This is a genomic window from Streptomyces sp. NPDC048370, from assembly GCF_043200825.1.
GTDB lineage: Bacteria > Actinomycetota > Actinomycetes > Streptomycetales > Streptomycetaceae > Streptomyces.
The window spans coordinates 171,440-193,546 of record NZ_JBICYI010000001.1 but is presented as its reverse complement, the minus strand read 5'-3'; the positions used below and the strand labels follow the sequence as shown (position 1 = coordinate 193,546).

The following is a 22,107-nucleotide window of genomic DNA, read 5'->3' as shown; positions in this document are numbered from 1 at the left end:
GGCGGTCGACGGGACTGCTATTCATCTTTCGTTAGGAAAGTTTCCTTCCAATACCCCCGTCCCCGGGAGCCCCCCATGACATCGGCACGAACAGCACGTCTCCGACTGCGTTCCCTGGGTGCCGCCGGCACCGCCGCGGCCGCGCTCCTCCTCGGCCTGGCCACCGCGCCACCCGCGGCGGTCGCGGCCCCCGTCACCCACGAGGCGGAGAGCGCCACCGTCTCCCAGGGCGTCGTCGAGTCCAACCACACCGGCTTCACCGGCGCTGGATTCGTCAACTACGACAACGTCAACGGCAGTTCGGTGCAGTGGAACGTCAACGCCGCCCAGGCCGGCTCCGCGACCCTGACCCTGCGCTACGCCAACGGCACCACCACCAACCGCCCGATGGACATCGCCGTCAACGGGACCGTCGTCGCCGCCGGCAAGTCCTTCGCCGGCACCGGCGCCTGGACCACCTGGGCCACCACCACCCTCACGGTGAACCTCACGGCAGGCGCCAACACCGTCCGAGCCACCGCCACCACCGCCAACGGCGGCCCCAACGTCGACCACATCAAGGTCGACACCGCCACCACCCCGCCGCCCGTCACCGGCACTCCCGTCGAGGTCAACGGCCAGCTGACGGTCTGCGGAGTCAAGCTCTGCAACCAGTACGGCAAGCCGATCCAGCTCCGCGGCATGTCCAGCCACGGCACCCAGTGGTACCCGCAGTGCCTCACCAACGGTTCGCTGGACGCCCTCGCAACCGACTGGAAGGCCGACATCCTGCGCGTCTCCACCTATGTCCAGGAGGACGGCTGGGAGACCGACCCGACCAAGTTCACCAACCTCGCCAGCACGCTGATCGACCAGGCCACCGCGCGCGGCATGTACGTGATCGTCGACTGGCACATGCTCGACCCGGGCGACCCGAACGCCAACCTGGGACACGCCAAGAAGTTCTTCACGGACATCGCCGACAAGCACAAGAACAAGAACAACATCTTCTACGAGGTCGCCAACGAGCCCTCCGGCGTGGCCTGGTCGCAGATCAAGAGCTACCACGAGCAGATCATCCCGGTGATCCGGAACATCGACGGCAACGCCCCGATCCTGCTCGGCACCCGCGCCTGGTCCTCCCTCGGCGTCTCGGAGGGCGCCACCGAGACCGAGGTCGTGAACAACCAGGTCAACGCCTCGAACGTCATGTACACGTTCCACTTCTACGCGAAGTCGCACCGCGACGAGTACCTGAACACCCTCTCCCGGGCCGCCGACCGGATCCCCATGTTCGTCACCGAGTTCGGCACCCAGGACTACGCCGGTGAGGGCGCCAACGACTTCGCCATGACGCAGAAGTACATCGACCTGATGGCCACCAAGAAGATCAGCTGGACCAACTGGAACTTCTCCGACGACCACCGCTCGGGCGCCGTCTTCAAGGAAGGCACCTGCAACAGCAACGGCCCCTGGGCCGGGACGTCCTCCCTGAAGGAGGCCGGCGTCTGGATCCGCGACCGGATCAGGACGGCCGACAACTTCCCGACCTCCTGACCGGTCCCCTGATCCGGCCCCTGGTCCGTCTGCCGGCCCGCCCTTCTGATCGGTGGATCTCCTGACCGGCGGATCTCCCGACCCCTCGATGCGCCCCCGCCCCGCCCCCTGTGATGGACTGGACGGGCGGGGGCGTATCGAACAGGAGCGGCATTGACCAGCTACCGCCAGCCCGGCCTCGTCCTCACCGATCACCGCTTCACCGTCCCGCTCGACCACGCCGTCCCCGACGGCGAGCGGATCGAGCTGTACGGCCGCGAGGTCGTCGCGGGCGGCAGGGCCGGGGAGGACCTGCCGTGGCTGGTGTACCTGGAGGGCGGGCCCGGCTTCGGGGCCCGCCGCTTCATCGGCCCGCAGGCATGGCTCGGCCGGGCCGTCCAGGAGTACCGCGTCCTCCTCCTCGACCAGCGCGGCACCGGCCACTCCACCCCCGCCAACCGCCAGACCCTCCCGCTGCGCGGCACGCCCCGGCGGCAGGCCGACTACCTCGCGCACTTCCGTGCCGACGCGATCGTCAAGGACTGCGAGCTCGTCCGGAAGCGGCTCACCGGCGGCGCCCCCTGGACCGTCCTCGGCCAGAGCTTCGGCGGCTTCTGTGTCACCCACTACCTCTCCGCGGCCCCCGAGGGCCTGAGCACCGCACTCGTCACCGGCGGGCTGCCCTCCCTGCACGCGGGCGCCGACGAGGTCTACCGGGCCGCCTTCCCCCGGATCCGGCGCAAGGTCGAGGCGCACTACGCCCGCTACCCGCAGGACGTCGTCCGCGCCCGCCGGATCGCCGCCCATCTCCTGGACCGCCCGGCGGCCCTGCCGAGCGGCGGGCTCCTCACCGCCCGGGCCTTCCAGTCCCTCGGCATCCTGCTCGGCGGCGGCGAGGGCACCCACCAGCTGCACCTGCTCCTGGAGGACGCCTTCGTCCCCACCGCCGCGGGCCCCGCGCTCTCCGACGCCTTCCTGGAGAGCGTCCAGGCCCAGCTCTCGTACGCCGGGCACCCGCTCTACGCCGTCCTCCACGAGGCCATCTACGCCCAGGGGGAGGGCCCGACCGCCTGGGCCGCCGAGCGCGTCCGCGCCGAATTCCCCGAGTTCGACGCCGAGAAGACCCTCGCGGGCGACGGGCCGCTGCTCTTCACCGGCGAGACCGTCCACCCCTGGCACTTCGAGACCGACCCGGCGCTGCGCCCGCTGCGCGAGACGGCTCACCTCCTCGCCGAACGGACGGACTGGGCACCCCTCTACGACCCCGCCCGGCTCGCCGCCAACGAGGTGCCCGTGGCCGCCGCCGTCTACCACGACGACATGTACGTCGACACGGCCCACTCCCTGGAGACCGCCCGCGCGATCCGGGGCCTGCGGACCTGGGTGACGGACGAGTTCGAGCACGACGGCGTACGGGCCGGTGGCCCCCGCGTCCTCGACCGGCTGCTCGGCCTCGCCCGGGGCGACCTCTGACGGTCCCGGTACCGCGCCCTGATGGCCCAAAAGTCCAACAAGTGCGTACTGATTGCTCATGGTGCGTACGGGGCGCGGCGGATAGAACTCGTCCGGAGCGCACCGAGGAGAGGACCCGGACATGACCACCCACGTCAGTGCCGAGATCGCCGCCCAGCCCGACTGCTGGCGCCGCGCCGCGGACACGGCCGCCGACCACGCCCGTCTGCTGCCCCGCCCGGGCGAGCGGGTCGCCGTCGTCGGCTGCGGGACCTCGTACTTCATGGCCCGTGCCTACGCCGCCCTGCGCGAGTCCCTCGGCGCGGGCGAGACCGATGCGTTCCCGGCCTCCGACGAGACCCCGCTCGGCCGCGGCTACGACCGGATCGTCGCCCTCACCCGCTCCGGCTCGACCACGGAGGTGGTGACCCTGCTCGCCCGCGCCTCCGGCCGCATCCCGACGCTGGTCCTGACCGCCGTCCCCGACAGCCGGGCCGCCCACCACGCGGACCGGACCATCGGCCTCGCCTTCGCCGACGAACGCTCCGTCGCCCAGACCCGGTTCGCGACCACCGCCTTCCAACTGCTGCGCGCGGGCCTGGGCGTGGACCTGACGCCCTCGATCGCGGATGCCGAACTCGCCCTGTACGAACCGCTGCCGGTCGCCTGGGAGCGGCGCGCCCAGTTCACCTTCCTCGGCACGGGCTGGACGGTCGGGCTCGCCGACGAGGCCGCGCACAAGCTGCGCGGGGTGGCCCGCGCCTGGGCGGAGTCGTACGCGGCGATGGAGTACCGCCACGGGCCGATCGTCATCAGCGACCGCACCAGTCTGGTGTGCTGCCTCGGGCCCGAGCCGACGGGGCTGCGGGACGAAGTGGAGGCCACCGGGGCGCTGTTCGCCGCCGACGCCATCGATCCGGTGGCCGCCCTGGTGCGCGCCCAGCGCCTCGCCGTCACCCTCGCCGCCCGGCGCGGCCTGAACCCGGACCGCCCCCGCCACGCCTCGCGCTCGGTGATCCTCTCAGGAGCGATCCGGGGCTAGGGTCTTTCGGCCTGTCGCCCGTGTCCGGAGGGGCCGTCCTGCGGACCCTGTCCGGGGCCGCGACGGGGCTCGTATCCTGAGCCCATGATCGACACGAGCATCCCGCCCCTCGACGACATGCCCGACGACTGGCAGCGCGCGCTCGCCGTCGTCGCCCACCCGGACGACCTGGAGTACGGCTGCGCCGCCGCCATCGCGGGCTGGACGGACGCCGGCAAGGAGGTCGTCTACGTCCTCGCCACCCGCGGCGAGGCCGGTATCGACACGCTCGACCCCGCCACCTGCGGCCCGCTGCGCGAGCAGGAGCAGCGGGCGAGCGCCGAGGTGGTCGGGGTGTCGACGGTCGAGTTCCTGGACCATCGGGACGGCGTGATCGAGTACGGTCTCGGCCTGCGCCGCGACATCGCGGCGGCCGTCCGCCGCCACCGCCCCGAACTGGTCATCACCCTCAATCACCGTGACACCTGGGGGACGGGCGTCGGCGGCTACTGGAACACCCCCGACCACGTGGCCGTCGGCCGCGCCACGCTCGACGCGGCGGGCGACGCGGGCAACCGCTGGATCTTCCCCGAACTGACCGAGCAGGGCCTGGAGCCGTGGAACGGCGTCCGCTGGGTGGCGGTCGCCGGATCGAGCAGCCCGACCCACGCCGTGGACGCCACGCCCGGCGAGGAACGGTCGGTCCACTCGCTCCTCGCCCACCGCGCGTACATCGAGGCCCTGACGGACGAGGACCCCGAGGAGTACGTCCGTACCTTCCTGGCCACCAACAACCAGCGCTTCGCGGCCCGGTACGGCGACCGCCCGACGGTCGCCTTCGAGCTGTTCTCCCGCTGAGGCCGGGCTCCGTGTCCGTCTTCATGCCTTCCTGCGGCAGCGCCGACCCTCTAGCCTGACCCCTTGCCTGACGGAGTGTCAGGCATATCGTGGACCCGGGGGTGCGGAGTGATCGACACGCTCGACACGGAGATCCCGGAGGGTGAGGAGCGGCTCAGGCTTGTCGTCGAGGACGGCGTCGGAGTCCTCACGCTCTGTCGGCCCGAGAAGCTCAACGGGTGGAGCTGGGAGGCCAGTCGGCAGCTCGGGATCATGGCCGACCGGATCCGCTTCGACGAGAGCGTGCGGGTCGTGCTGCTGCGGGCCGAGGGGCGGGCGTTCTGCGCGGGGATCGATGTCACCGCGCCCGGTGGCGGCATCACCGGGCGGACGACCGCCGAGAGGATCCAGCGGTACGACGAGGGCATCCGCTGGGTCCACGAGCGGTTCGCCGTCCTCGCCCGGCTGCCGCAGCCGGTCGTGGCCGCCGTCCAGGGCTACTGCCTGGGCTTCGGCTTCGAGCTGGCCCTCATGGCGGACATCAGGATCGCCGCCGACGACGCCGTCTTCGCCCTCCCCGAGGCGGGCATCGGCGTCGCCGTCGACGCGGGCGGCGATCTACGGATCGCCCGTGAGGCGGGCGCGGGCTGGGCCAAGTACCTGGCCCTCACCGGCCGCCGGATCGACGCGGCCACCGCCGAACGGCTCGGCCTCGTCCAGCTCGTCACGCCGCGCGACGAGCTGGAGCGCACCGCCCGCGAGACGGCGGCCGCCGTCGCGGCCGCCGCGCCGCTCGCGGTCCGGGCGATCAAACGGAACATCGACGCCTACGCCGACCAGGGCCTGGCCGCCGCCCTCGACCGTACGGCCTCCGCCGCCGCCCTGACCCTCTCCTCCGACGACGCCCGCGAGGGCTATGCGGCGAAGGCGGCGCGCCGGACCCCACGCTTCGAGGGCGGCTGACCCACGGGCTGACCCACGGGCCGGCCGGCCGGCTGCCGACTCGCCGGCCTACTGTTGCGGCGCGGGCTTCAGGACCGCGAACGGGGCGCCGTAAGGGTCGGCCAGCCAGGCGATGCGGCCCACGTCGGGGATGTCCGCCGCCGGCATGACGACCGAGCCGCCGTTCCCCTGCGCCCGGGCGACGATGTCGTCGGCGTCGCCGACCGCGAAGTACGGGATCCAGCGGGCGTGGTCCGCGCCCTCCTGGAGCTCGGCGACACCGCCGAACGAGGTGTCCTCCAGGTCCCCCTCGGCGGTGGACAGCACCCGGTACGTCATGCCCGGCGCCTCCATCTCCTGGGAGCGCCAGCCGAACAGCTTCCCGTAGAAGTCGAGCGCGGCCCGCGGGTCGGGCACGTGCAGCTCCGCCCAGCACAGCGTGTGGTTCTCGGAGGTCCGTTGCAGCCCCTTCGTCGCAGCCGGCTGCCACAACGCGAACTGCGCGCCCGCCGGGTCCGTCAGCTGCGCCATCCGTCCCGCGTCCATGACGTCCATGGGCTCGGCGCGCACCGACCCGCCCGCGCTCTCGGCGGCCTTGGCCGTGGCGTCGGCGTCGGGGGTCTGGAAGTACAGCGTCCACGCGCTGCTCGCCCCCTCCTCGGTCAGCGGACCGAGGGCGGCGACCGTCTGCCCGTCCTGCTGGAAGAACCCGTAGCCCCCGGCGTCCGGACCGGCCGAGGCGAACTCCCAGCCGAAGACGGCGGTGTAGAACGCGGCGGCGCCCTCCGTGTCGGGGCTGCCCAGGTCGACCCAGTTGGGCGATCCCTTGGTGAAGTCCGTACCGAGCATGTGGTGTGCCTGCCTTTCGGTGTCTCAGAGGCCTTCCGGCCACCCTCGCCGATCCTCGCCGCTCTCCACCGCCCCCGCAGCCGCAGCCGCGCGGGTTCATCCGCCTGGACCAACCCGCGGGTCACTCGCCGAACGGCCCCCGCCCCAGCTGCTCGCGGACCGGGACCACCGGGTCGTTGACCAGGACGCGCCGCTGCCAGTTCGCGCCGTCCACGACCAGCGTGTGCCCGGAGACGAACCGGGCGTACGGAGAGGCGAGGAACGTCGCCGCCCACCCCAGCTCGCGCGGGTACCCGACGCGGAGCGCCGGCTGCCGGGCGTCCTGGAGCGGTGCCCGCGCCAGCGCGCCCCGGATGTCGGCCGTCATGTCCTCGTGCGGCATCAGCCCCGGCACCAGCCCGTTCACCTGGATCCCGTACGGCCCCCACTCCACCGCCAGCGTCTCCACCAGGTTCTTCACGCCGGCCTTCGCCGCCGCCGAGTGGGCGAAGCCGGGGCCGCCGGTCCAGGCGTAGGAGGCGCCCACGTTGACGACGGAGCCGGGCGACCGCGCGGCGAGGTGGCGGCGGGCGAACTCCCGGGTCATGAACCAGGTCCCGGTCAGCGTGATGTCGACGACCGCCCGCCAGCCGTTCGGCGACAACTCCTCCGCCGGTACGGGGAAGTTGGCCGCCGCGTTGTTCACCAGGACGTCCGGCCGGGAGCCGAGGGCCGCCTCGCAGGCGTCGAAGGCCCCGGCGACGGAGCCGGGTTCGCGGATGTCGCAGACCGCCGTCGCCACCCGGGTCCCGGCGATCCCGGTCAGCTCCCGTCGCGCGGCCTCCAGGCGGGCGGCCGTCCGGCCGACGATCATCAGCTCCGCGCCGAGCCGGGCGAACTCGGCCCCGATCGCCTTCCCGAGCCCCGTCCCGCCGCCCGTCACCAGCACCACCCTCCCCTCGTACGTCCCCGGCGGCAGCGCGCTCGCGCCGAGCGGGGGAGGGGCGGGCAGTCCCTGCGGGTCCGTCGCTTCGTTCGTCATGCCGCATCGATAGCGGGTCGCGGGCGAGAACTGAAGCCCCGTCAGCTGTCGGCCGAGATGACCGGTCGCCCGGCGGCGGCCACCTTGCGGTCAAGGTCCTCCATGATCAGCTCCATGTTGATCGTGACACCGGCGCGGTAGCCTCCGCTCGCCGCGTTGATCACCTGCTCCTGGGCGCCGATCGCGTTGCCCGCCGCCCATACGCCCGGCACGCTCGTCCGGCCCGTCTCGTCCACCGCCACGAACGGGCCGAGCGGCGTCTCGCGGGTCTCGGCGCCCAGCGCGGCCAGCAGGGCGTCCCGGGGCGTCGTCCGCGTGCCGACGAAGAGCACGTCACGCTCCACGACCCGGCCGTCGGTCATCCGTACGCCGGTGAACCGGTCGTCCTCGACGGCGAGACCGGCCACCTCGCCCGTCACCACCTCGATGCCGGCCGCCGCCACCTGGGCGCTCTGCTCATCGGAGAGCGGTCCGGCCGTGTGCAGGAACAAGATCACGTCCGGGGACCAGTGGGAGACGATCAGCGCCTGGTGGGCGCCGAAGACGGGGTGTGCGATCACCCCGAAAGCCCGGTCGCGGACCTCCCAGCCGTGGCAGTACGGGCAGTGCAGCACCTCCCGCCCCCACCGCTCGGCCACCCCGTCGATCGCGGGCAGCTCGTCGACGAGCCCGGTGGTGACGACGAGCCGGCGCGCCAGGACCCGGCGGCCGTCGTCCACGGTCACCGCGAAGTCGCCGGTCTCCCCTTCCCGTACCGCCTCCGTCACCCGGCCGGCCGTCCACTCCACCCCGTACGCGGCGATCTCGCGCCGTCCCACCTCCAGGAACTCCGCCGGGCTCATCCCGTCCCGGGAGAGGTAGCCCTGCATATGGGCGGCCGGGGCGTTGCGCGGCTCGCCCGCGTCGACGACCAGCGTCCGGCGTCGCGAGCGGCCGAGGACCAGGGCCGCGCTCAGGCCCGCCGCGCCGCCGCCGACCGCCACGACGTCGTAGCGCTGAAGTCCGTGTGTGTCCGTGTGTTCGCTCATGCCGGAAGCGTCGCCCATGAGGCGTGATCCCGACAAACATTCTTGCCGTTTCCGCAACGAGAGGCATGATGGAGGCATGACTGAATCAGGGACTGGGGACGACCGCATCGACGCCGTGCTCAACGAGGTCGGCCCACGGCTGCGCCGGATCCGGCGCGAGCGCGGCGCGACCCTGGGCGACCTCTCCGCCTCCACGGGCATCTCCGTGAGCACGCTCTCGCGGCTCGAGTCCGGGCAGCGCAGGCCCAGCCTGGAGCTGCTGCTCCCCATCGCCCGCGCCCACCAGGTGCCGCTGGACGAGCTGGTCGGCGCGCCGCCGGCCGGTGACCCCCGGGTCCGGGCCAAGCCGATCCAGCGCCACGGCCGCACGATGTTCCCGCTCACCCGCCAGCCGGGCGGCCTCCAGGCGTACAAGGTGGTGCAGGAGAAGCCGTACGAGGACCCGGACCCGCGGGTCCACGAGGGGTACGAATGGCTCTACGTGCTCTCCGGGAAGCTCCGGCTCGTCCTCGGCGAGCACGACGTCGTCCTCGGGGCGGGGGAGGCGGCCGAGTTCGACACGCGGGTGCCGCACTGGTTCGGGCCCACGTCCGACGGGCCGGTGGAGTTCCTGAGCCTCTTCGGGCCGCAGGGCGAGCGGATGCACGTACGGGCCAGGCCGAAGCAGTCCTGAGCGCCGGAGGGCGGGGGCGCGCCCAAGGCAAGAAGTCCGCCGCGCATGGTTCCACCAGCCACAAGCGACCGCTTAGTATGCGACCGACCGCGCAGTACGGACGACGGCTGGTGGAGGACCGCGATGCAGGCATGGCGAGTGCACGAGAACGGCGAGCCGGGCGAGGTGATGCAGCGCGACGAGGTGGAGACGCCCACACCCGGTGAGGGGCAGCTCCTCCTCAAGGTGCGTGCCGCCAACGTCAACTTCCCCGACGCCCTGCTCTGCCGGGGCCAGTACCAGGTGCGGCCGCCGCTGCCCTTCACCCCCGGGGTGGAGATCTGCGGCGAGACAGAGGACGGCCGACGGGTCATCGCCACCCCCGCCCTGCCGTACGGCGGCTTCGCCGACTACGCCCTGGCCGACGCGACCGCCGTGCTCCCCGCCCCCGAGGCCCTCGACGACGCCGAGGCGGCCGCGCTCCACATCGGCTACCAGACCGGCTGGTTCGGCCTGCACCGGCGCGCCGCCCTCAAGGAGGGCGAGACGCTGCTCGTCCACGCCGCCGCGGGCGGCGTCGGCAGCGCCGCCGTCCAGCTCGGCAAGGCGGCCGGCGCCACCGTCATCGGGGTCGTCGGCGGATCCGACAAGGCGGAGGTCGCCCGGGCGCTCGGCTGCGACGTCGTCGTCGACCGGCGCTCCGAGGACGTCATCGCCGCAGTCAAGGAGGCCACCGGCGGCCGGGGCGCCGACGTGATCTACGACCCCGTCGGCGGCGAGGCCTACGCCCAGTCGGCGAAGGTCGTCGCCTTCGAGGGCCGGATCGTCGTGGTCGGCTTCGCGAGCGGCGCGATCCCCTCGCCCGCCCTCAACCACGCCCTCGTCAAGAACTACTCGATCGTCGGACTCCACTGGGGCCTGTACAACCTCAAGGACCCCGCGGCGATCCTGCGCTGCCACGAGACCCTCACCGAGTACGCCGCCAAGGGCCTGATCAAGCCTCTGGTCAGCGAGCGCGTCCCGTTCGAGGGCGCGGCCGACGCCGTGCAGCGCGTCAGCGAGGGCGTCACCACCGGCCGCCTGGTCGTGCTCCCGGAAGGGGCCGCGTGATGGCGACCGTGATCGACGCCGACGAACTGCGCGCCCGTACCCGCCGGTTGCTCGCCGAGCACCCGCCCGCCACCACGGACCGCACCGACTTCCTGCGCGCCCGCTTCGACGCCGGGCTCGCCTGGGTGCACTACCCCGAAGGCCTCGGCGGTCTCGACGCCCCGCGCTCCCTGCAGGCCGTCGTGGACACCGAACTCGCCGCCGCCGACGCCCCCGACAACGACCCGCGCCGGATCGGCATCGGCCTCGGCATGGCCGCGCCGACCCTCCTCGCGTACGGCTCCGACGAGGTCAAGCGGCGCTTCCTGCGGCCGCTCTGGGTCGGCGAGGAGGTGTGGTGCCAGCTCTTCAGCGAGCCCGGCGCCGGTTCCGACCTCGCCGCGCTCGGCACCCGCGCCGTCCGCGACGACGCCACCGGCGACTGGGTCGTCAACGGCCAGAAGGTGTGGACGTCCAGCGCCCATGTCGCCCGCTGGGCCATCCTCATCGCCCGCACCGACCCCGAGCTGCCCAAGCACAAGGGCATCACGTACTTCGTCTGCGACATGACCGACCCGGGCGTCGAGGTGCGGCCGCTGCGCCAGATCACCGGCGAGGCCGAGTTCAACGAGGTCTTCCTCACCGACGTCCGCATCCCCGACGCCCACCGCCTCGGCGAGGTCGGCGACGGCTGGCGGGTCGCCCAGACCACCCTCATGAACGAGCGGGTCTCGATCGGCGGCGCCCGTATCCCCCGCGAGGGCGGCATGATCGGCCCGATCGCCGCGACCTGGCGCGACCGCCCCGAGCTGCGCACTCACGACCTCCACCGGCGGCTGCTCGACCTCTGGGTGGACTCCGAGGTGGCGCGGCTCACCGGCGAGCGGCTGCGCCAGCAGCTCGTCGCGGGACAGCCGGGACCCGAGGGCAGCGCCATGAAGCTGGGCTTCGCCCGCCTCAACCAGGCCATCAGCGGCCTTGAGGTGGAACTCCTCGGCGAGGAAGGGCTGTTGTACGGGGACTGGACGATGCGCCGCCCCGAGCTCGTCGACTTCACGGGCCGTGACGCCGGCTACCGCTATCTGCGCTCCAAGGGCAACTCGATCGAGGGCGGTACGACCGAGGTCCTGCTCAACATCGTCGCCGAACGCGTCCTCGGCCTGCCCTCCGAGCCCCGCAACGACAAGGACGTCGCCTGGAAGGACCTCGCGCGATGACTGACCTCCTCTACTCCGAGACCGAGGACGACCTGCGCGCCGCGGTCCGCTCCCTGCTCGCCGACCGGGCCGACCCGAGCGTCCTGCTCGGCCGGATCGAGACCGGCGATCCGTACGTCCCCGGCCTCTGGAAGTCCCTCGCGGGCGAGATCGGCGCGGCCGGGCTCCTCGTCCCCGAGGACCTCGGCGGCCAGGGCGCGAGCCACCGCGAGGCGGCCGTGGTCCTGGAGGAGCTGGGGCGCGCGGTGACCCCCGCGCCGTACCTCACCAGCGCCGTGGTCGCGACCGAGACCCTGCTCGCCCTGGACACCGGGAGCGCCCCGGTCGCCGAGCTGCTGGCCGATCTCGCCGCGGGCCGCACGGTCGCGGTGCTCGCCCTGCCCCTGTCCACGGCCCCGGGCGGGCGGCTGCCCACCGGCGACACCGTGACCGGGGTCGCCGACGCCCTCGCCGCCGACGTCCTCCTCGTCCCCCGCGCGGACGGACTCCACGCGGTCCCCGTCACCGACGCAACGGTCACGACGGCGACCCCGCTCGACCTCACCCGGCCGCTCGCGAGGGTCACCACGGGCGCCGGCTCGGGCACCCGGCTCGCCGACGCGGCGACGTCCACGGCGGCCGTCGGGCGCGGTCTGCTCGCCGGTGCGGGGCTGCTCGCCTCCGAGCAGCTCGGGCTCGCCGAGTGGTGCCTGGAGGAGACCGTCCGCCACACCCGCACCCGCTACCAGTTCAACCGGCCGGTCGGCTCCTTCCAGGCGCTCAAGCACCGCATGGCGCAGCTCTGGCTGGAGATCGTGAACGCCCGGGCGGTGGCCCGTGCCGCCGCCGACGCCCTGGCCACCGGCAGCCCCGAGGCGCCGCTGACCGTCGCCGTCGCCCAGGCGTACTGCTCCAAGGTCGCCGTCCACGCGGCCGAGGAGTGCGTGCAGCTCCACGGCGGCATCGGGATGACCTGGGAGCACCCCGCCCACCTCGCCCTGAAGCGGGCCAAGTCCGACCAGATCGCCCTGGGTTCGGCGGGTCGGCACCAGGACGCGATCGCCGCCCTGGTCGACCTCCCGGCCCCCGCCTGACCCCGAGGTAAGGGGCCCACGTGCCCGCACCCCTTTACATACTGTTTAATTGCGAGTCGTTCGCAACAACGGTTGATCTTGAAGAGGGGTGTGGGCACGATGACCGCCCGATCCATACGCGGCGTGGCCGCCGTGACGCTGGCCGGAGCGGTGGCCCTCACCGCGGCGGCCTGTACGAACCCGGGCGGGACCGCCGCGGGCTCCGGCGGTGCGAAGGACTCCGCGGTCGTCGGCATCGCCTACGAGCCCGAGACCCTCAGCCCCCTCCTCGGCTACGGCAAGGACGGCAACTCCAAGATCTTCGACGGCCTCCTCGCCTTCGACGCCGACCTGAAGCTGAAGCCGGCCCTCGCCACCAAGCTGCCCCACATCAGCGACGGCGGCCTCACCTACACGTACACCCTCCGCGACGACGTGACCTTCAGCGACGGCACGCTCTTCACCGCGAAGGACGTCGTCTTCACCTACCGGACGATCCTCGACCCGAAGACGAACAACCCCTCCCGCACCGAGCTCGACGCCCTCAAGAGCGTCGAGTCGGTCGGCGACGACACCGTCGTCTTCCGCCTCAAGTACCCCTACGCGCCCTTCGCCCAGCGCACCGTCCTCGGCATCGCCCCCGAGCACGTCGCGGGGAAGCAGGACGTGAACACCGGCGCCTTCACCACCAAGCCCATCGGCACCGGCCCGTACGTCCTCACCGACTGGTCCAAGGGCGAGAAGCTCAGCTTCAGGGCCAACCCGACCCACTGGAACGGCGCGCCCCGGGTGAAGAAGTTCACCATGGCGATCATCAAGGACGACGACGTCCGCGCCACCCGGCTGCGCGCCGGTGACCTCGACGGCGCCATCCTGCCGCCCAACCTCGCCGCCGGCTTCAAGGGCGACAAGGCGAAGAAGACGTACACCGCGAAGACGTACGACTACCGGACGGTCACCCTCCCCACCCACAACAAGGTGGCCGGGGACACCGCCGTCCGCCGCGCCCTCGACGTCGCCGTCGACCGGCAGGCCATGGTCGACAAGATCCTCGAAGGCGCCGGCAAGCCCGCCTACGGGCCCGTCCCCACCGACAGCGAGTGGTTCGCCAAGGGCACCGAGCGCCGCCACGACCTGGATGCCGCCAAGAAGATCCTCGACGAGGCCGGCTGGAAGCCCGGCGCCGACGGGGTCCGCGTGAAGGACGGCGTACGGGCCGAGTTCCCGCTCTGGTACCTCTCCGGCGACAAGCTCCGCCAGGACCACGCCCTCGCCTACGCATCCGACGCCAAGAAGGCCGGCATCGACATCAAGACGCAGGGCGGCACCTGGGAGGTCATCGAGCCCCGGATGAAGACCGACGCGGTCCTCGCCGGCGGCGGCTCGCCCGGCGACCCGGACTTCGACCAGTACCTGCTGCTCACCTCCAGCCTCGGCGGCGACGGGTTCAACAACATGGCCTGGTACGACAACAAGACCGTCGACAAGGCCCTGGTCGACGGCCGCCGCACCGACGACCCCGTCAAGCGGCACGCCGCCTACGACACCGTCCAGCGCGAACTGGTGAAGAACCCCGGCTACACCTTCCTCACCCACATCGACCACCTCTACGTGGTGAACGACAGCTGGGACGGCCTGAGCACCCAGACGGAGCCGCACGACCACGGCCTCGCGTCCGGCCCCTGGTGGAACGTCGAGACCTGGAAGCCCAAGGGCGCCGAGAAGTGAGCCGCCGCCTCCCCTGGGGGGCGATGGCCAGGATGACGGGACGGCGGGCCCTGTTCGCCGTCCCCGTCCTCCTCACGGTCACCTTCGCGGTCTTCGCCGTCGCCGAAGCCTCCCCCTTCGACCCCGTCAAGGCCTACGCCGGCACCGCCGGCCTCACGGCCTCGCAGGCGAACCTCGACCAGCTCCGCGCCAACCTCGGCGTCGACGAGCCCCTCACCACCCGCTGGTGGGAGTGGCTGACCTCCGCGCTCCACGGAGACCTCGGCGACTCCAGCGTGATGCGCCAGCCCGTCGCCGACGTCATCACCGAGCGGATCGGCTGGTCGGTGCTGCTCGCCAGCACCGCCTTCCTCCTCGCCATCCTGCTCGGCACCGCCCTGGGCGTCCTCGCCGGGCGCCGCAGGGGCGGCCTGCTCGACAGGGCCGTCAGCTCCGCCGCGTACACCCTGGAAGCCGCCCCCGCCTTCTGGCTCGGACTGCTCGCCATCTGGTTCTTCGCCCTCAAGCTCGGCGTCCTGCCCGCCGGCGGGCTCACCGACACCGCCAGCGACACCGTCACCTTCGACCAGGTCGCGGGCCACCTCGTGCTGCCCGCCCTCGTCCTCGGCGTCTCCCAGCTGCCCTGGTTCTTCCTCTACGTCCGCCAGGGCGTCGGCGACGCCCTCGAAGAGGACCCGGTACGCGGAGCACGCGCGCGTGGCCTCCGGGAACGGACCGTCCTCCTCGGCCACGCCCTGCGCTCAGGAATGCTCCCGATGCTCACCCTCGTCGGCTCCCGCGTCCCCGAACTCATCACCGGGGCCCTGCTCGTGGAGACCGTCTTCAGCTGGCCCGGCATCGCCGCCGCCACCGTCCAGGCCGCCACCTCGGTCGACTTCCCGCTGCTCGCCGCGCTGACCGTTCTCGCGACCGCCGCCGTCCTCCTCGGCAACCTCCTCTCCGACCTGCTGTACGGGCTCGCCGACCCGAGGGTGGGCTTCGATGGCTGAGCTCCGTACCCGGCGACTGCGTCTGTGGTCCTCGGCCGGGATCGTCGGCGCGGTCGTCCTCGCCGTCCTGCTCGTCCCGCCGATCGTCCAGCTCGACGAACAGGCCGTCGACCTCTCCCTCAAACTCCTGCCCCCGTCCTGGGAGCACCCCTTCGGCACCGACGACGTCGGCCGCGACCTGCTGCTGCGCTGTGTCTACGGACTGCGGATCTCGCTCCTCGTCGGCGTGGTCGCCGCGCTCGTCGCCACCGTCATCGGCACCGCCGTCGGCGCCGCGGCCGCCTCGCTCGGCGGCTGGACCGACCGGGTCGTGATGCGGATCGTCGACGCCTTCTCCTCCGTACCGCACCTGCTGCTCGGCATCTTCATCGTCGCCATGTTCCGGCCCGGCGTCTGGCCGGTCATCGTCTCCGTCGCCCTCACCCACTGGCTGTCGACCGCCCGGATCGTCCGCTCCGAGGTCCTCTCGCTGCGCTCCCGTCCCTTCGTGGACGCGGCGATCTCCGGCGGTGCCTCGCGGTGGCGGGTGACCGTGCGCCATCTGCTGCCCGCCGTCCTGCCGCAGGCCGGACTCGCGGCCGTCCTGATGGTGCCGCACGCCATGTGGCACGAGTCCGCGCTCTCCTTCCTCGGTCTTGGCCTCCCCAGCCACCAGGCGAGCCTCGGCAACCTCGTCCAGTCCGCGCGTTCCTCGCTGCTCGCCGGCGACTGGTGGCCGACGCTCTTCCCCGGTCTGCTCCTCATCGTGCCGACCCTGGCCATCGCCGGGCTCGCCGGAGCGTGGCGGGACCGGCTCAATCCGCGCCGCCGATCGGAGCTGATGCTGTGACCGCCCCGACCCCGGACTCGCGCGTCGTACGCGCGCTGGAAGCGGTCACCGCCGAACGCGCCGGCGAGGCCGTCCTCAGCGTGCGCGGGCTCTCCGTCCGCTTCAGCATGCGCGGCGGCCGCCACGTCGCCGCCGTCACCGACGCCGACTTCGACCTGGCGGCGGGGGAGTGCCTCGCCCTCGTCGGCGAGAGCGGCTGCGGCAAGTCCGTCCTCGCCTCCGCGCTCCTCGGCCTCCTGCCGGGCAACGCCGAGACCTCCGGCACCGCCCTGATCGACGGCGTCGACCTGCTCGCCGCCGACGAGAAGACCCTGGCCCGTACGGTACGGGGACGGCGCGTCGGTCTGGTCCCGCAGAGCCCCGCCGCCCACCTCACCCCCGTGCGGACCGTCCGCGCCCAGCTGGAGGAGTCCGTCCGTGAACTGACGGGCGCCCGGAGGCGGGAGCGCCGCGCGGCGGTCGAGAAGGCGGCGGAACGGGCCGCGTTCCCCGCCGGTCACCTCGACCGGTACCCGCACGAGCTCTCCGGCGGCCTCGCGCAGCGCGCCGCGACGGCGCTCGCCCTCATCGGCGACGCCCCGCTGCTCCTCGCCGACGAGCCGACCACAGGGCTCGACCGCGACCTCGTCGAGCGGACCGTCGACGAGCTGCGCCGCCACGCCGACGAGGGCCGCGCGCTGCTCCTGATCACCCACGACCTGGCGGCCGCGGAGCGGATCGCCGACCGGGTGGCGGTGATGTACGCGGGCCGGATCGTCGAGTCGACGGCCGCGCACCGCTTCTTCGGCGAGCCGGGCCCGAGTCACCCCTACGCCCGGGGCCTCTTGAACGCCCTGCCCGACCGCGCGTTCACCCCGATCCCCGGCATGCCACCCGAGCTGACCGCCCTGCCGCCCGGCTGCGCGTTCGCCCCACGCTGCACGCGGGCGACCGAGGCGTGCGACACGCTGCCGCGACCGCTGGCGGGCGTGGCCTGCCACCACCCGGAACCCGCCGCACCCGGAGTGCCCCGTGCTTGAACTCGACTCCATCACCGCCGGATACGACCGTCGCACGCCGGTCTTCCGTGGCGCCTCGCTCACCGTCGTACCCGGTGAGTCGGTCGGTCTCCTCGGCCCCAGCGGCTGCGGCAAGTCCACGCTCGCCCGGGTCGCCGCGCTGCTCCACCGCCCGGAGGCGGGGCGCGTCGCGATCGACGGGGAGGACGTACGGGGGTGGCGCCACCGGGCGCCTCGGCCGCTGCGGACGGCGGTCGGCGTGGTGTTCCAGCAGCCCCGGATGTCCGCCGACCCGCGGCTACGGCTCCGCGACCTCATCGCCGAACCGCTCCGTGCCACCGGCCGTCGCGCGGAGGCCGAGACGCGGATCGCCGAACTCGCCCCGACGGTGGGCCTCACCGAGGACCTGCTCGCCCGCCGCCCGCACGAGGTCAGCGACGGGCAGCTCCAACGGGCCTGTCTGGCCCGGGCGTTGGTGCTCCGCCCGCGCTGGCTCATCTGCGACGAGATGACCGCGATGCTGGACGCCTCGACGACGGCGGCGCTCGTGGCGGCCGTGGAGTCCTACCGCGCGGAGTCCGGTGCGGGCCTCCTCGCGGTCGCCCACGACCGCGTCCTGCTGACCCGCTGGTGCGACCGTACGGTCGAGTGGTCCGACTGCGTGGGCGCCGAGAAGTCCCGAGGATTGTCCGGCTGACACCCGGGCTCAGAGGTCGATCATCGACACGGCGGCGCAACAGTTGTGGGTGACATAGGCGTGCAGGCCGTCCGGTGCGACGGCGATCCGGTCCGTCGAGCCGCCGACCTCAAGAGGGCTGCCCACGACCGTGGCGGTCCTGGCGTCGATCACGTACACGGAGGCCGTACCGTACCCGGTGACGTAGGCGCGGCGGCCGTCGGGCGTCACCACGACATCGCGCGCGTGCCAACCGACGGGGATGGGGCTCCCCACGATGTCACCGGTGCGCGTGTCGAGCACGGACACGGTGCCCAACAGGCTGGTGATGTACGCATGGTTCCCGTCGGGCGCCAGCGCCACCGCGGACGGGAACCCGCCGACCTCGACGGACAGGCCGGAAACACGGTGCGTTCTCGTGTCGATCACCGAGAGGGGCACAGGGGATCCGTAGCCGGAGTTGACGACGTAGACGCTGGTGCCGTCGGGTGTGACGGCGACCCCGGTCGGGCTGCTTCCGACGGTGATGACGCGGACGACCTCGCGGGTCCGCGTGTCGATCACGGACACGTTGTCCGACCAGGAGTTGGTGACGTAGGCGTGACGGCCGTCCGGGGTGAGGACGATTTCGGTCGGGAAGCTGCCGACCTCGACGCGATCGACGACCTTCTCGGTGGCCGTGTCGAGCACGGACACGCTGTCCGACCCGGAGTTGACGACATAGGCATGGCCGCCGTCCGGAGCGACGGCGACCGCGACGGGAGCCAGGCCGAAGCCTCCGATGCTACGGACGACCTTGTTCGTCGCGGTGTCGATCACGTACACCCGGTGCGATCGGGAGCCGGTGACATACGCGCGATCGCCGTCGGGCGTCACCGCGACCCCCACCGGTCCGCTGCCGACGCTGATCGGGGTCGAGGCGATCGGGGTCGCGGCCGCGGTACTCGGGGCGGCCTCCCATGACGGCACCAGCACACCGGCGAGGGCGAGCAGGAAGGCGAGCAGGATCCGCCCCGCACGGCGGCCGGACCGGAGGCGGGAAACGAGGGTGCGCATGGGCTCCTCCTGTCCCCAGTGCGTCCTGTCCCCGGTGCGTCAGGCAGGCGATGAACCGTGGGGGTGCTCTCCCTCTCCAGCATGACGTCTTCGACGGCGCCTGCAACCGGAGATCGTCGCCGTTCGTGGCGTGGGGCGAACCCCTGGCGGACGGGCGGCGTCGGGTTGGCTGCTCGGGGGCCAACTCCGGGGCACAGTAGGCCTGTTGGGGTGATCGGCCGCCCATACTCGGTAGGGTCCGCGTCGATCCGATCCCCCTGGAGTCACCCCATGGCGCCCCTGCCCCGGCGTACCGCCGTCGTCGCCCTCGCCGCCGGAGCCGCCGGCCTCGCGCTGCCCGGCACCGCCGTCGCCGTCCGCGTCCGGCCCCTGCCGCAGGCGCACGCGCACAACGACTACCTGCACGCCCGGCCGCTCCACGACGCCCTCGCCCACGGGTTCACCAGCGTCGAGGCGGACATCTTCCTGGTCGACGGGGAGCTCCTCGTCGCCCACGAGCCCGCCGAGCTCGACCCGAGCCGCACCCTCCGCTCGCTCTACCTCGACCCGCTGTTCGCCCGCGTGCACGCCAACCACGGCTCCGTGTACCCGGGTTACCGCCACCCCGTGCAGCTGCTCATCGACATCAAGGGCGACGGCGTCGCCGCCTACCAGGAGCTCCACCGCCAACTCCGGCCGTACCGAAGGATGTTGTCCAGCTACGCCGCCGGACACGTCCGGCTCGGCGCCGTGACCCCCGTCATCTCGGGCGACCGCGCCGCCCGCGCCCCGATGGAGGCCCAGCGCTTCCGACACGCCTTCTACGACGGCCGGCTCGACGACCTCGCGGCCGAGGCGCCCGCGCCCGCCTCCTTCATCCCCCTCATCAGCTCCAACTGGACCCACTCCTTCAGCTGGACCGGCGTCGGCCCCTTCCCCGCCGAGGAGCGCGCCCGGCTCCACTCGATCGTCCGGACCGCCCACACGCGCGGCCAGCGGGTCCGCTTCTGGGCCACCCCCGACCTGCCCGGCGCCGCCCGCGACGCCCTCTGGAGCGAACTGCGCGCCGCCCGCGTCGACCACATCAACACCGACGACCTCGCCGGGCTCCGGGCCTTCCTGAACCGCTGACGCGGAATCTCACCCGTTCGGCAGGCATGCCGTACGGCCGGACGGCGCTCCCGCTGCGCCACACTGGCCGCCGAACGCCGCGATTCCGGCGCGGCGCAAGGAGGGTGTGGGCGATGGCCGTGTCCGTTTCTGTTGTACTTCTCCTACTCGTCCTGGCGGTGATCTTCCTCCGCAGCGGCGGCCTCAAGTTCTCCCACGCGCTGGTCTGCGCCCTGCTCGGCTTCTTCCTCGCCGGCACGAGCATGGCGCCGACCATCCAGAACGGGGTCGCCGCCACCGCCAACGTCGTCAGCAGCCTCAAGCCGTAACGTTTCGCGACTCCTCGGTCGGTTCGTTGCGCGATCATGAAGTGGCCGTGAAACCAACGGCAGTTCCATGTACATCTCACACACTCGGGCCTAACGTCGGCCGCCGGCGCGACCGACGTACGCACCCGAGGAGCCGCATTGACCACCCCCACACGACGAGCCCGCGCGCTCGCCCTGATCGCCGTGTCGAGCGCGATCGCCCTCGCGTTCGCCACCCCCGCCGCACTCGCCGACGACATACCTCTGGCCCCCGGCCACCGACTCGTCGACGCCTACGAGGGCGCTCCCGCGCCTGCCCGGCCCGTGCCGGGCGACGCGCCCGACCAGCACCCGTACCTCGCACCCAACGGGCGCAGCGGCATGCACGCCGACGGCGCCGGCAGCGGCACCCACCCCTTCTCCGGCCCGCTCGGGCGCGACCCGCAGGTCACCAGCGAGAAGATCGCCGCCGTCGGCGGAGAGTGCGCCACGGCCACTTTCGACGCGGGCGGCCGCCTCGTCACCGTCTGCGGAACGTTCTCCGGCTTCCTGCTCAAGCTCCTCGACCCGCGCACGCTGGACACCCTCGCCGAGTACAAGCTGCCGCAGCGCTCCTCGACCGTCGAGGCCATCACCCGGCTCGACTTCGAGAAGATCTTCAAGGACACCTCCGGCGGTGCCTACTTCTACCTCGACAACCGGGACCGGGTCGTCCTCGCCGACTCCCGCCAGCACGTCCTGCGGATCGCACACCGTCAGAAGACCGACGGGACATGGGAGTTCGCCGTCGAGAACGACTGGGATCTCACCCCGCTCGTCCCGCACGACTGTGTCAGCTGGACCAATCTCTTCCCGAGCGGCGTCTGCGACCCCATCACCTCCGTCATGCCGGACCACGACGGCCGCATCTGGTGGGTGACCCGACTCGGCCGGGTCGGCACCGTCGACCCCGCGACCGGCACGCTCCGCTCGCTCCGTCTTGACGGCGAGGAGATCCAGAACTCCTTCTCCGTCGCACGGGACGGCGTCTCCATCGTCTCCGACCACGCCCTCTACAGCTTCCGCGCCGACCCCGACGGGACCCCGCGCGTCCAGTGGCGGCAGAGCTACGACCGGGGGACCGGCACCAAACCCGGCTCGGTGAACCAGGGTTCGGGCACCACGCCCGATCTCTTCGGGACCGGAGACGAGTTCGTCGCGATCACCGACAACGCCGACGACCGGATGAACGTCCTCGTCTACCGGCGCGGCACCGACGTCCCCGAGGCCGAACGCCTGGTCTGCAAGGTCCCGGTCTTCGGTTCCGGCGCCTCCACCACCGACAACTCCCTGATCAGCTGGGGCAACAGCCTCGTCGTCGAGAACAACTACGGCTACGAGAACCCCACCACGCTCACCTTCGGCCGGAGCGTGGTCGGCGGCGCCACCCGGATCGACGTCCGGCCCGACGGCAGCGGCTGCGACACCGTCTGGGAGAGCGACGTCCGCTCACCCTCCACCGTCCCCAAGCTCTCCACCGCCAACGGACTGCTCTACTTCTACGAGAAGCAGCCGAACCGCCTCGGCATCGACGCCTGGTACCTGACGGCCGTCGACTTCCGCACCGGCAAGCGCGCCTGGAAACAACTCACCGGCACAGGACCGGCGTACGACAACAACTGGGCCCCGATCACCATCGGGCCCGACGGAACGGCGTACGTCGGCGTCTTCAACGGGATCGTCGCCGTCCGAGACGGCGGCTGACGGGCACGCCACGGCA

At 72.6% G+C, this 22,107-nt stretch carries 21 protein-coding genes; 17 read left to right on the top strand and 4 right to left on the bottom strand.

The features are described from left to right. Positions 1–75 precede the first annotated feature (75 nt). The 5 genes from ACGFYP_RS00805 to ACGFYP_RS00785 all read left to right on the top strand — a co-directional run bounded on the left by ACGFYP_RS00805 (position 76) and on the right by ACGFYP_RS00785 (position 5,788). Positions 76–1,536, top strand: coding sequence for a cellulase family glycosylhydrolase (locus ACGFYP_RS00805; RefSeq protein ID WP_393485130.1), 1,461 nt, complete (start codon positions 76–78; stop codon positions 1,534–1,536). Positions 1,537–1,689: 153 nt separating this feature from the next. Further along, a complete protein-coding gene (locus tag ACGFYP_RS00800) occupies positions 1,690–2,988 on the top strand; it encodes an alpha/beta fold hydrolase (RefSeq protein WP_393485129.1) in 1,299 nt (432 codons plus the stop codon). Between the two features lie 121 nt (positions 2,989–3,109). Then, a complete protein-coding gene (locus ACGFYP_RS00795; RefSeq protein WP_393485128.1) occupies positions 3,110–4,009 on the top strand; it encodes an SIS domain-containing protein in 900 nt (299 codons plus the stop codon). An 84-nt stretch (positions 4,010–4,093) separates the two neighbouring features. Then, positions 4,094–4,846: a PIG-L deacetylase family protein gene (locus ACGFYP_RS00790; RefSeq protein WP_393485127.1), complete on the top strand. Its 753-nt coding sequence runs from the start codon at positions 4,094–4,096 to the stop codon at positions 4,844–4,846. Positions 4,847–4,954: 108 nt separating this feature from the next. Then, the gene (locus ACGFYP_RS00785; RefSeq protein ID WP_393485126.1) at positions 4,955–5,788 is read left to right on the top strand and encodes an enoyl-CoA hydratase/isomerase family protein; all 834 of its coding nucleotides are present in this window, start codon (positions 4,955–4,957) and stop codon (positions 5,786–5,788) included. 48 nt (positions 5,789–5,836) lie between these two features. Here ACGFYP_RS00785 and ACGFYP_RS00780 read toward each other — a convergent pair whose 3' ends face one another. The 3 genes from ACGFYP_RS00780 to ACGFYP_RS00770 form a co-directional block, all read right to left on the bottom strand. Then, on the bottom strand, positions 5,837–6,616 hold the full coding sequence (locus tag ACGFYP_RS00780; protein ID WP_361955422.1) for a VOC family protein: 780 nt from the start codon (positions 6,614–6,616) through the stop codon (positions 5,837–5,839). A 121-nt stretch (positions 6,617–6,737) separates the two neighbouring features. After that, complete coding sequence (locus ACGFYP_RS00775) at positions 6,738–7,637, bottom strand: SDR family oxidoreductase (RefSeq protein WP_393485125.1); 900 nt, start codon at positions 7,635–7,637, stop codon at positions 6,738–6,740. A gap of 41 nt (positions 7,638–7,678) precedes the next feature. Continuing rightward, a complete protein-coding gene (locus tag ACGFYP_RS00770) occupies positions 7,679–8,665 on the bottom strand; it encodes an NAD(P)/FAD-dependent oxidoreductase (RefSeq protein WP_393485124.1) in 987 nt (328 codons plus the stop codon). Positions 8,666–8,741: 76 nt separating this feature from the next. Here ACGFYP_RS00770 and ACGFYP_RS00765 point away from each other — a divergent pair, with 76 nt between their 5' ends. The 9 genes from ACGFYP_RS00765 to ACGFYP_RS00725 all read left to right on the top strand — a co-directional run bounded on the left by ACGFYP_RS00765 (position 8,742) and on the right by ACGFYP_RS00725 (position 17,916). Further along, complete coding sequence (locus tag ACGFYP_RS00765; protein ID WP_393485123.1) at positions 8,742–9,338, top strand: helix-turn-helix domain-containing protein; 597 nt, start codon at positions 8,742–8,744, stop codon at positions 9,336–9,338. Between the two features lie 123 nt (positions 9,339–9,461). Then, entirely contained in the window at positions 9,462–10,427 is a 966-nt protein-coding gene (locus tag ACGFYP_RS00760) for an NADPH:quinone oxidoreductase family protein (protein ID WP_393485122.1), read from the top strand. Continuing rightward, positions 10,427–11,623: an acyl-CoA dehydrogenase family protein gene (locus ACGFYP_RS00755; RefSeq protein WP_393485121.1), complete on the top strand. Its 1,197-nt coding sequence runs from the start codon at positions 10,427–10,429 to the stop codon at positions 11,621–11,623. Before ACGFYP_RS00760 ends, ACGFYP_RS00755 begins: the two co-directional genes overlap by 1 nt. Next, positions 11,620–12,696: an acyl-CoA dehydrogenase family protein gene (locus ACGFYP_RS00750; RefSeq protein WP_393485120.1), complete on the top strand. Its 1,077-nt coding sequence runs from the start codon at positions 11,620–11,622 to the stop codon at positions 12,694–12,696. Before ACGFYP_RS00755 ends, ACGFYP_RS00750 begins: the two co-directional genes overlap by 4 nt. 99 nt (positions 12,697–12,795) lie before the next feature. Further along, entirely contained in the window at positions 12,796–14,403 is a 1,608-nt protein-coding gene (locus tag ACGFYP_RS00745; RefSeq protein ID WP_393485119.1) for an ABC transporter substrate-binding protein, read from the top strand. A 23-nt stretch (positions 14,404–14,426) separates the two neighbouring features. Continuing rightward, complete coding sequence (locus ACGFYP_RS00740) at positions 14,427–15,392, top strand: ABC transporter permease (protein WP_393485118.1); 966 nt, start codon at positions 14,427–14,429, stop codon at positions 15,390–15,392. Next, the gene (locus tag ACGFYP_RS00735; protein WP_393485117.1) at positions 15,385–16,221 is read left to right on the top strand and encodes an ABC transporter permease; all 837 of its coding nucleotides are present in this window, start codon (positions 15,385–15,387) and stop codon (positions 16,219–16,221) included. The genes ACGFYP_RS00740 and ACGFYP_RS00735 overlap by 8 nt, the downstream gene beginning before the upstream one ends. Continuing rightward, a complete protein-coding gene (locus tag ACGFYP_RS00730; protein ID WP_393485116.1) occupies positions 16,218–17,240 on the top strand; it encodes an ABC transporter ATP-binding protein in 1,023 nt (340 codons plus the stop codon). Before ACGFYP_RS00735 ends, ACGFYP_RS00730 begins: the two co-directional genes overlap by 4 nt. Beyond that, positions 17,233–17,916, top strand: a complete 684-nt coding sequence (locus ACGFYP_RS00725) for an ABC transporter ATP-binding protein (protein ID WP_393485115.1) — start codon at positions 17,233–17,235, stop codon at positions 17,914–17,916. Before ACGFYP_RS00730 ends, ACGFYP_RS00725 begins: the two co-directional genes overlap by 8 nt. A gap of 9 nt (positions 17,917–17,925) precedes the next feature. Here the strand turns inward: ACGFYP_RS00725 and ACGFYP_RS00720 are convergent, their stop codons facing one another. Further along, positions 17,926–18,951: a beta-propeller fold lactonase family protein gene (locus ACGFYP_RS00720; RefSeq protein ID WP_393485114.1), complete on the bottom strand. Its 1,026-nt coding sequence runs from the start codon at positions 18,949–18,951 to the stop codon at positions 17,926–17,928. A gap of 270 nt (positions 18,952–19,221) precedes the next feature. On the opposite strand from ACGFYP_RS00720, the gene ACGFYP_RS00715 reads away from it, so the two are divergent. The 3 genes from ACGFYP_RS00715 to ACGFYP_RS00705 all read left to right on the top strand — a co-directional run bounded on the left by ACGFYP_RS00715 (position 19,222) and on the right by ACGFYP_RS00705 (position 22,091). Further along, positions 19,222–20,061, top strand: a complete 840-nt coding sequence (locus tag ACGFYP_RS00715; protein WP_393485113.1) for a phosphatidylinositol-specific phospholipase C/glycerophosphodiester phosphodiesterase family protein — start codon at positions 19,222–19,224, stop codon at positions 20,059–20,061. A gap of 113 nt (positions 20,062–20,174) precedes the next feature. Continuing rightward, positions 20,175–20,369, top strand: a complete 195-nt coding sequence (locus tag ACGFYP_RS00710) for a hypothetical protein (protein ID WP_137991798.1) — start codon at positions 20,175–20,177, stop codon at positions 20,367–20,369. 138 nt (positions 20,370–20,507) lie between these two features. Further along, the gene (locus ACGFYP_RS00705; protein WP_393485112.1) at positions 20,508–22,091 is read left to right on the top strand and encodes a hypothetical protein; all 1,584 of its coding nucleotides are present in this window, start codon (positions 20,508–20,510) and stop codon (positions 22,089–22,091) included. Positions 22,092–22,107: the final 16 nt, after the last annotated feature.

Bases quoted from the DNA above. Each gene is read 5' to 3' on its own strand.
- ACGFYP_RS00805 (WP_393485130.1), top strand. From the start codon at position 76: ATGACATCGGCACGAACAGCACGTCTCCGACTGCGTTCCCTGGGTGCC.
- ACGFYP_RS00795 (WP_393485128.1), top strand. From the start codon at position 3,110: ATGACCACCCACGTCAGTGCCGAGATCGCCGCCCAGCCCGACTGCTGG.
- ACGFYP_RS00790 (WP_393485127.1), top strand. From the start codon at position 4,094: ATGATCGACACGAGCATCCCGCCCCTCGACGACATGCCCGACGACTGG.
- ACGFYP_RS00780 (WP_361955422.1), bottom strand. From the start codon at position 6,616: ATGCTCGGTACGGACTTCACCAAGGGATCGCCCAACTGGGTCGACCTG.
- ACGFYP_RS00775 (WP_393485125.1), bottom strand. From the start codon at position 7,637: ATGACGAACGAAGCGACGGACCCGCAGGGACTGCCCGCCCCTCCCCCG.
- ACGFYP_RS00770 (WP_393485124.1), bottom strand. From the start codon at position 8,665: ATGAGCGAACACACGGACACACACGGACTTCAGCGCTACGACGTCGTG.
- ACGFYP_RS00765 (WP_393485123.1), top strand. From the start codon at position 8,742: ATGACTGAATCAGGGACTGGGGACGACCGCATCGACGCCGTGCTCAAC.
- ACGFYP_RS00760 (WP_393485122.1), top strand. From the start codon at position 9,462: ATGCAGGCATGGCGAGTGCACGAGAACGGCGAGCCGGGCGAGGTGATG.
- ACGFYP_RS00755 (WP_393485121.1), top strand. From the start codon at position 10,427: ATGGCGACCGTGATCGACGCCGACGAACTGCGCGCCCGTACCCGCCGG.
- ACGFYP_RS00750 (WP_393485120.1), top strand. From the start codon at position 11,620: ATGACTGACCTCCTCTACTCCGAGACCGAGGACGACCTGCGCGCCGCG.
- ACGFYP_RS00745 (WP_393485119.1), top strand. From the start codon at position 12,796: ATGACCGCCCGATCCATACGCGGCGTGGCCGCCGTGACGCTGGCCGGA.
- ACGFYP_RS00740 (WP_393485118.1), top strand. From the start codon at position 14,427: ATGGCCAGGATGACGGGACGGCGGGCCCTGTTCGCCGTCCCCGTCCTC.
- ACGFYP_RS00735 (WP_393485117.1), top strand. From the start codon at position 15,385: ATGGCTGAGCTCCGTACCCGGCGACTGCGTCTGTGGTCCTCGGCCGGG.
- ACGFYP_RS00720 (WP_393485114.1), bottom strand. From the start codon at position 18,951: ATGCGCACCCTCGTTTCCCGCCTCCGGTCCGGCCGCCGTGCGGGGCGG.
- ACGFYP_RS00715 (WP_393485113.1), top strand. From the start codon at position 19,222: ATGGCGCCCCTGCCCCGGCGTACCGCCGTCGTCGCCCTCGCCGCCGGA.
- ACGFYP_RS00710 (WP_137991798.1), top strand. From the start codon at position 20,175: ATGGCCGTGTCCGTTTCTGTTGTACTTCTCCTACTCGTCCTGGCGGTG.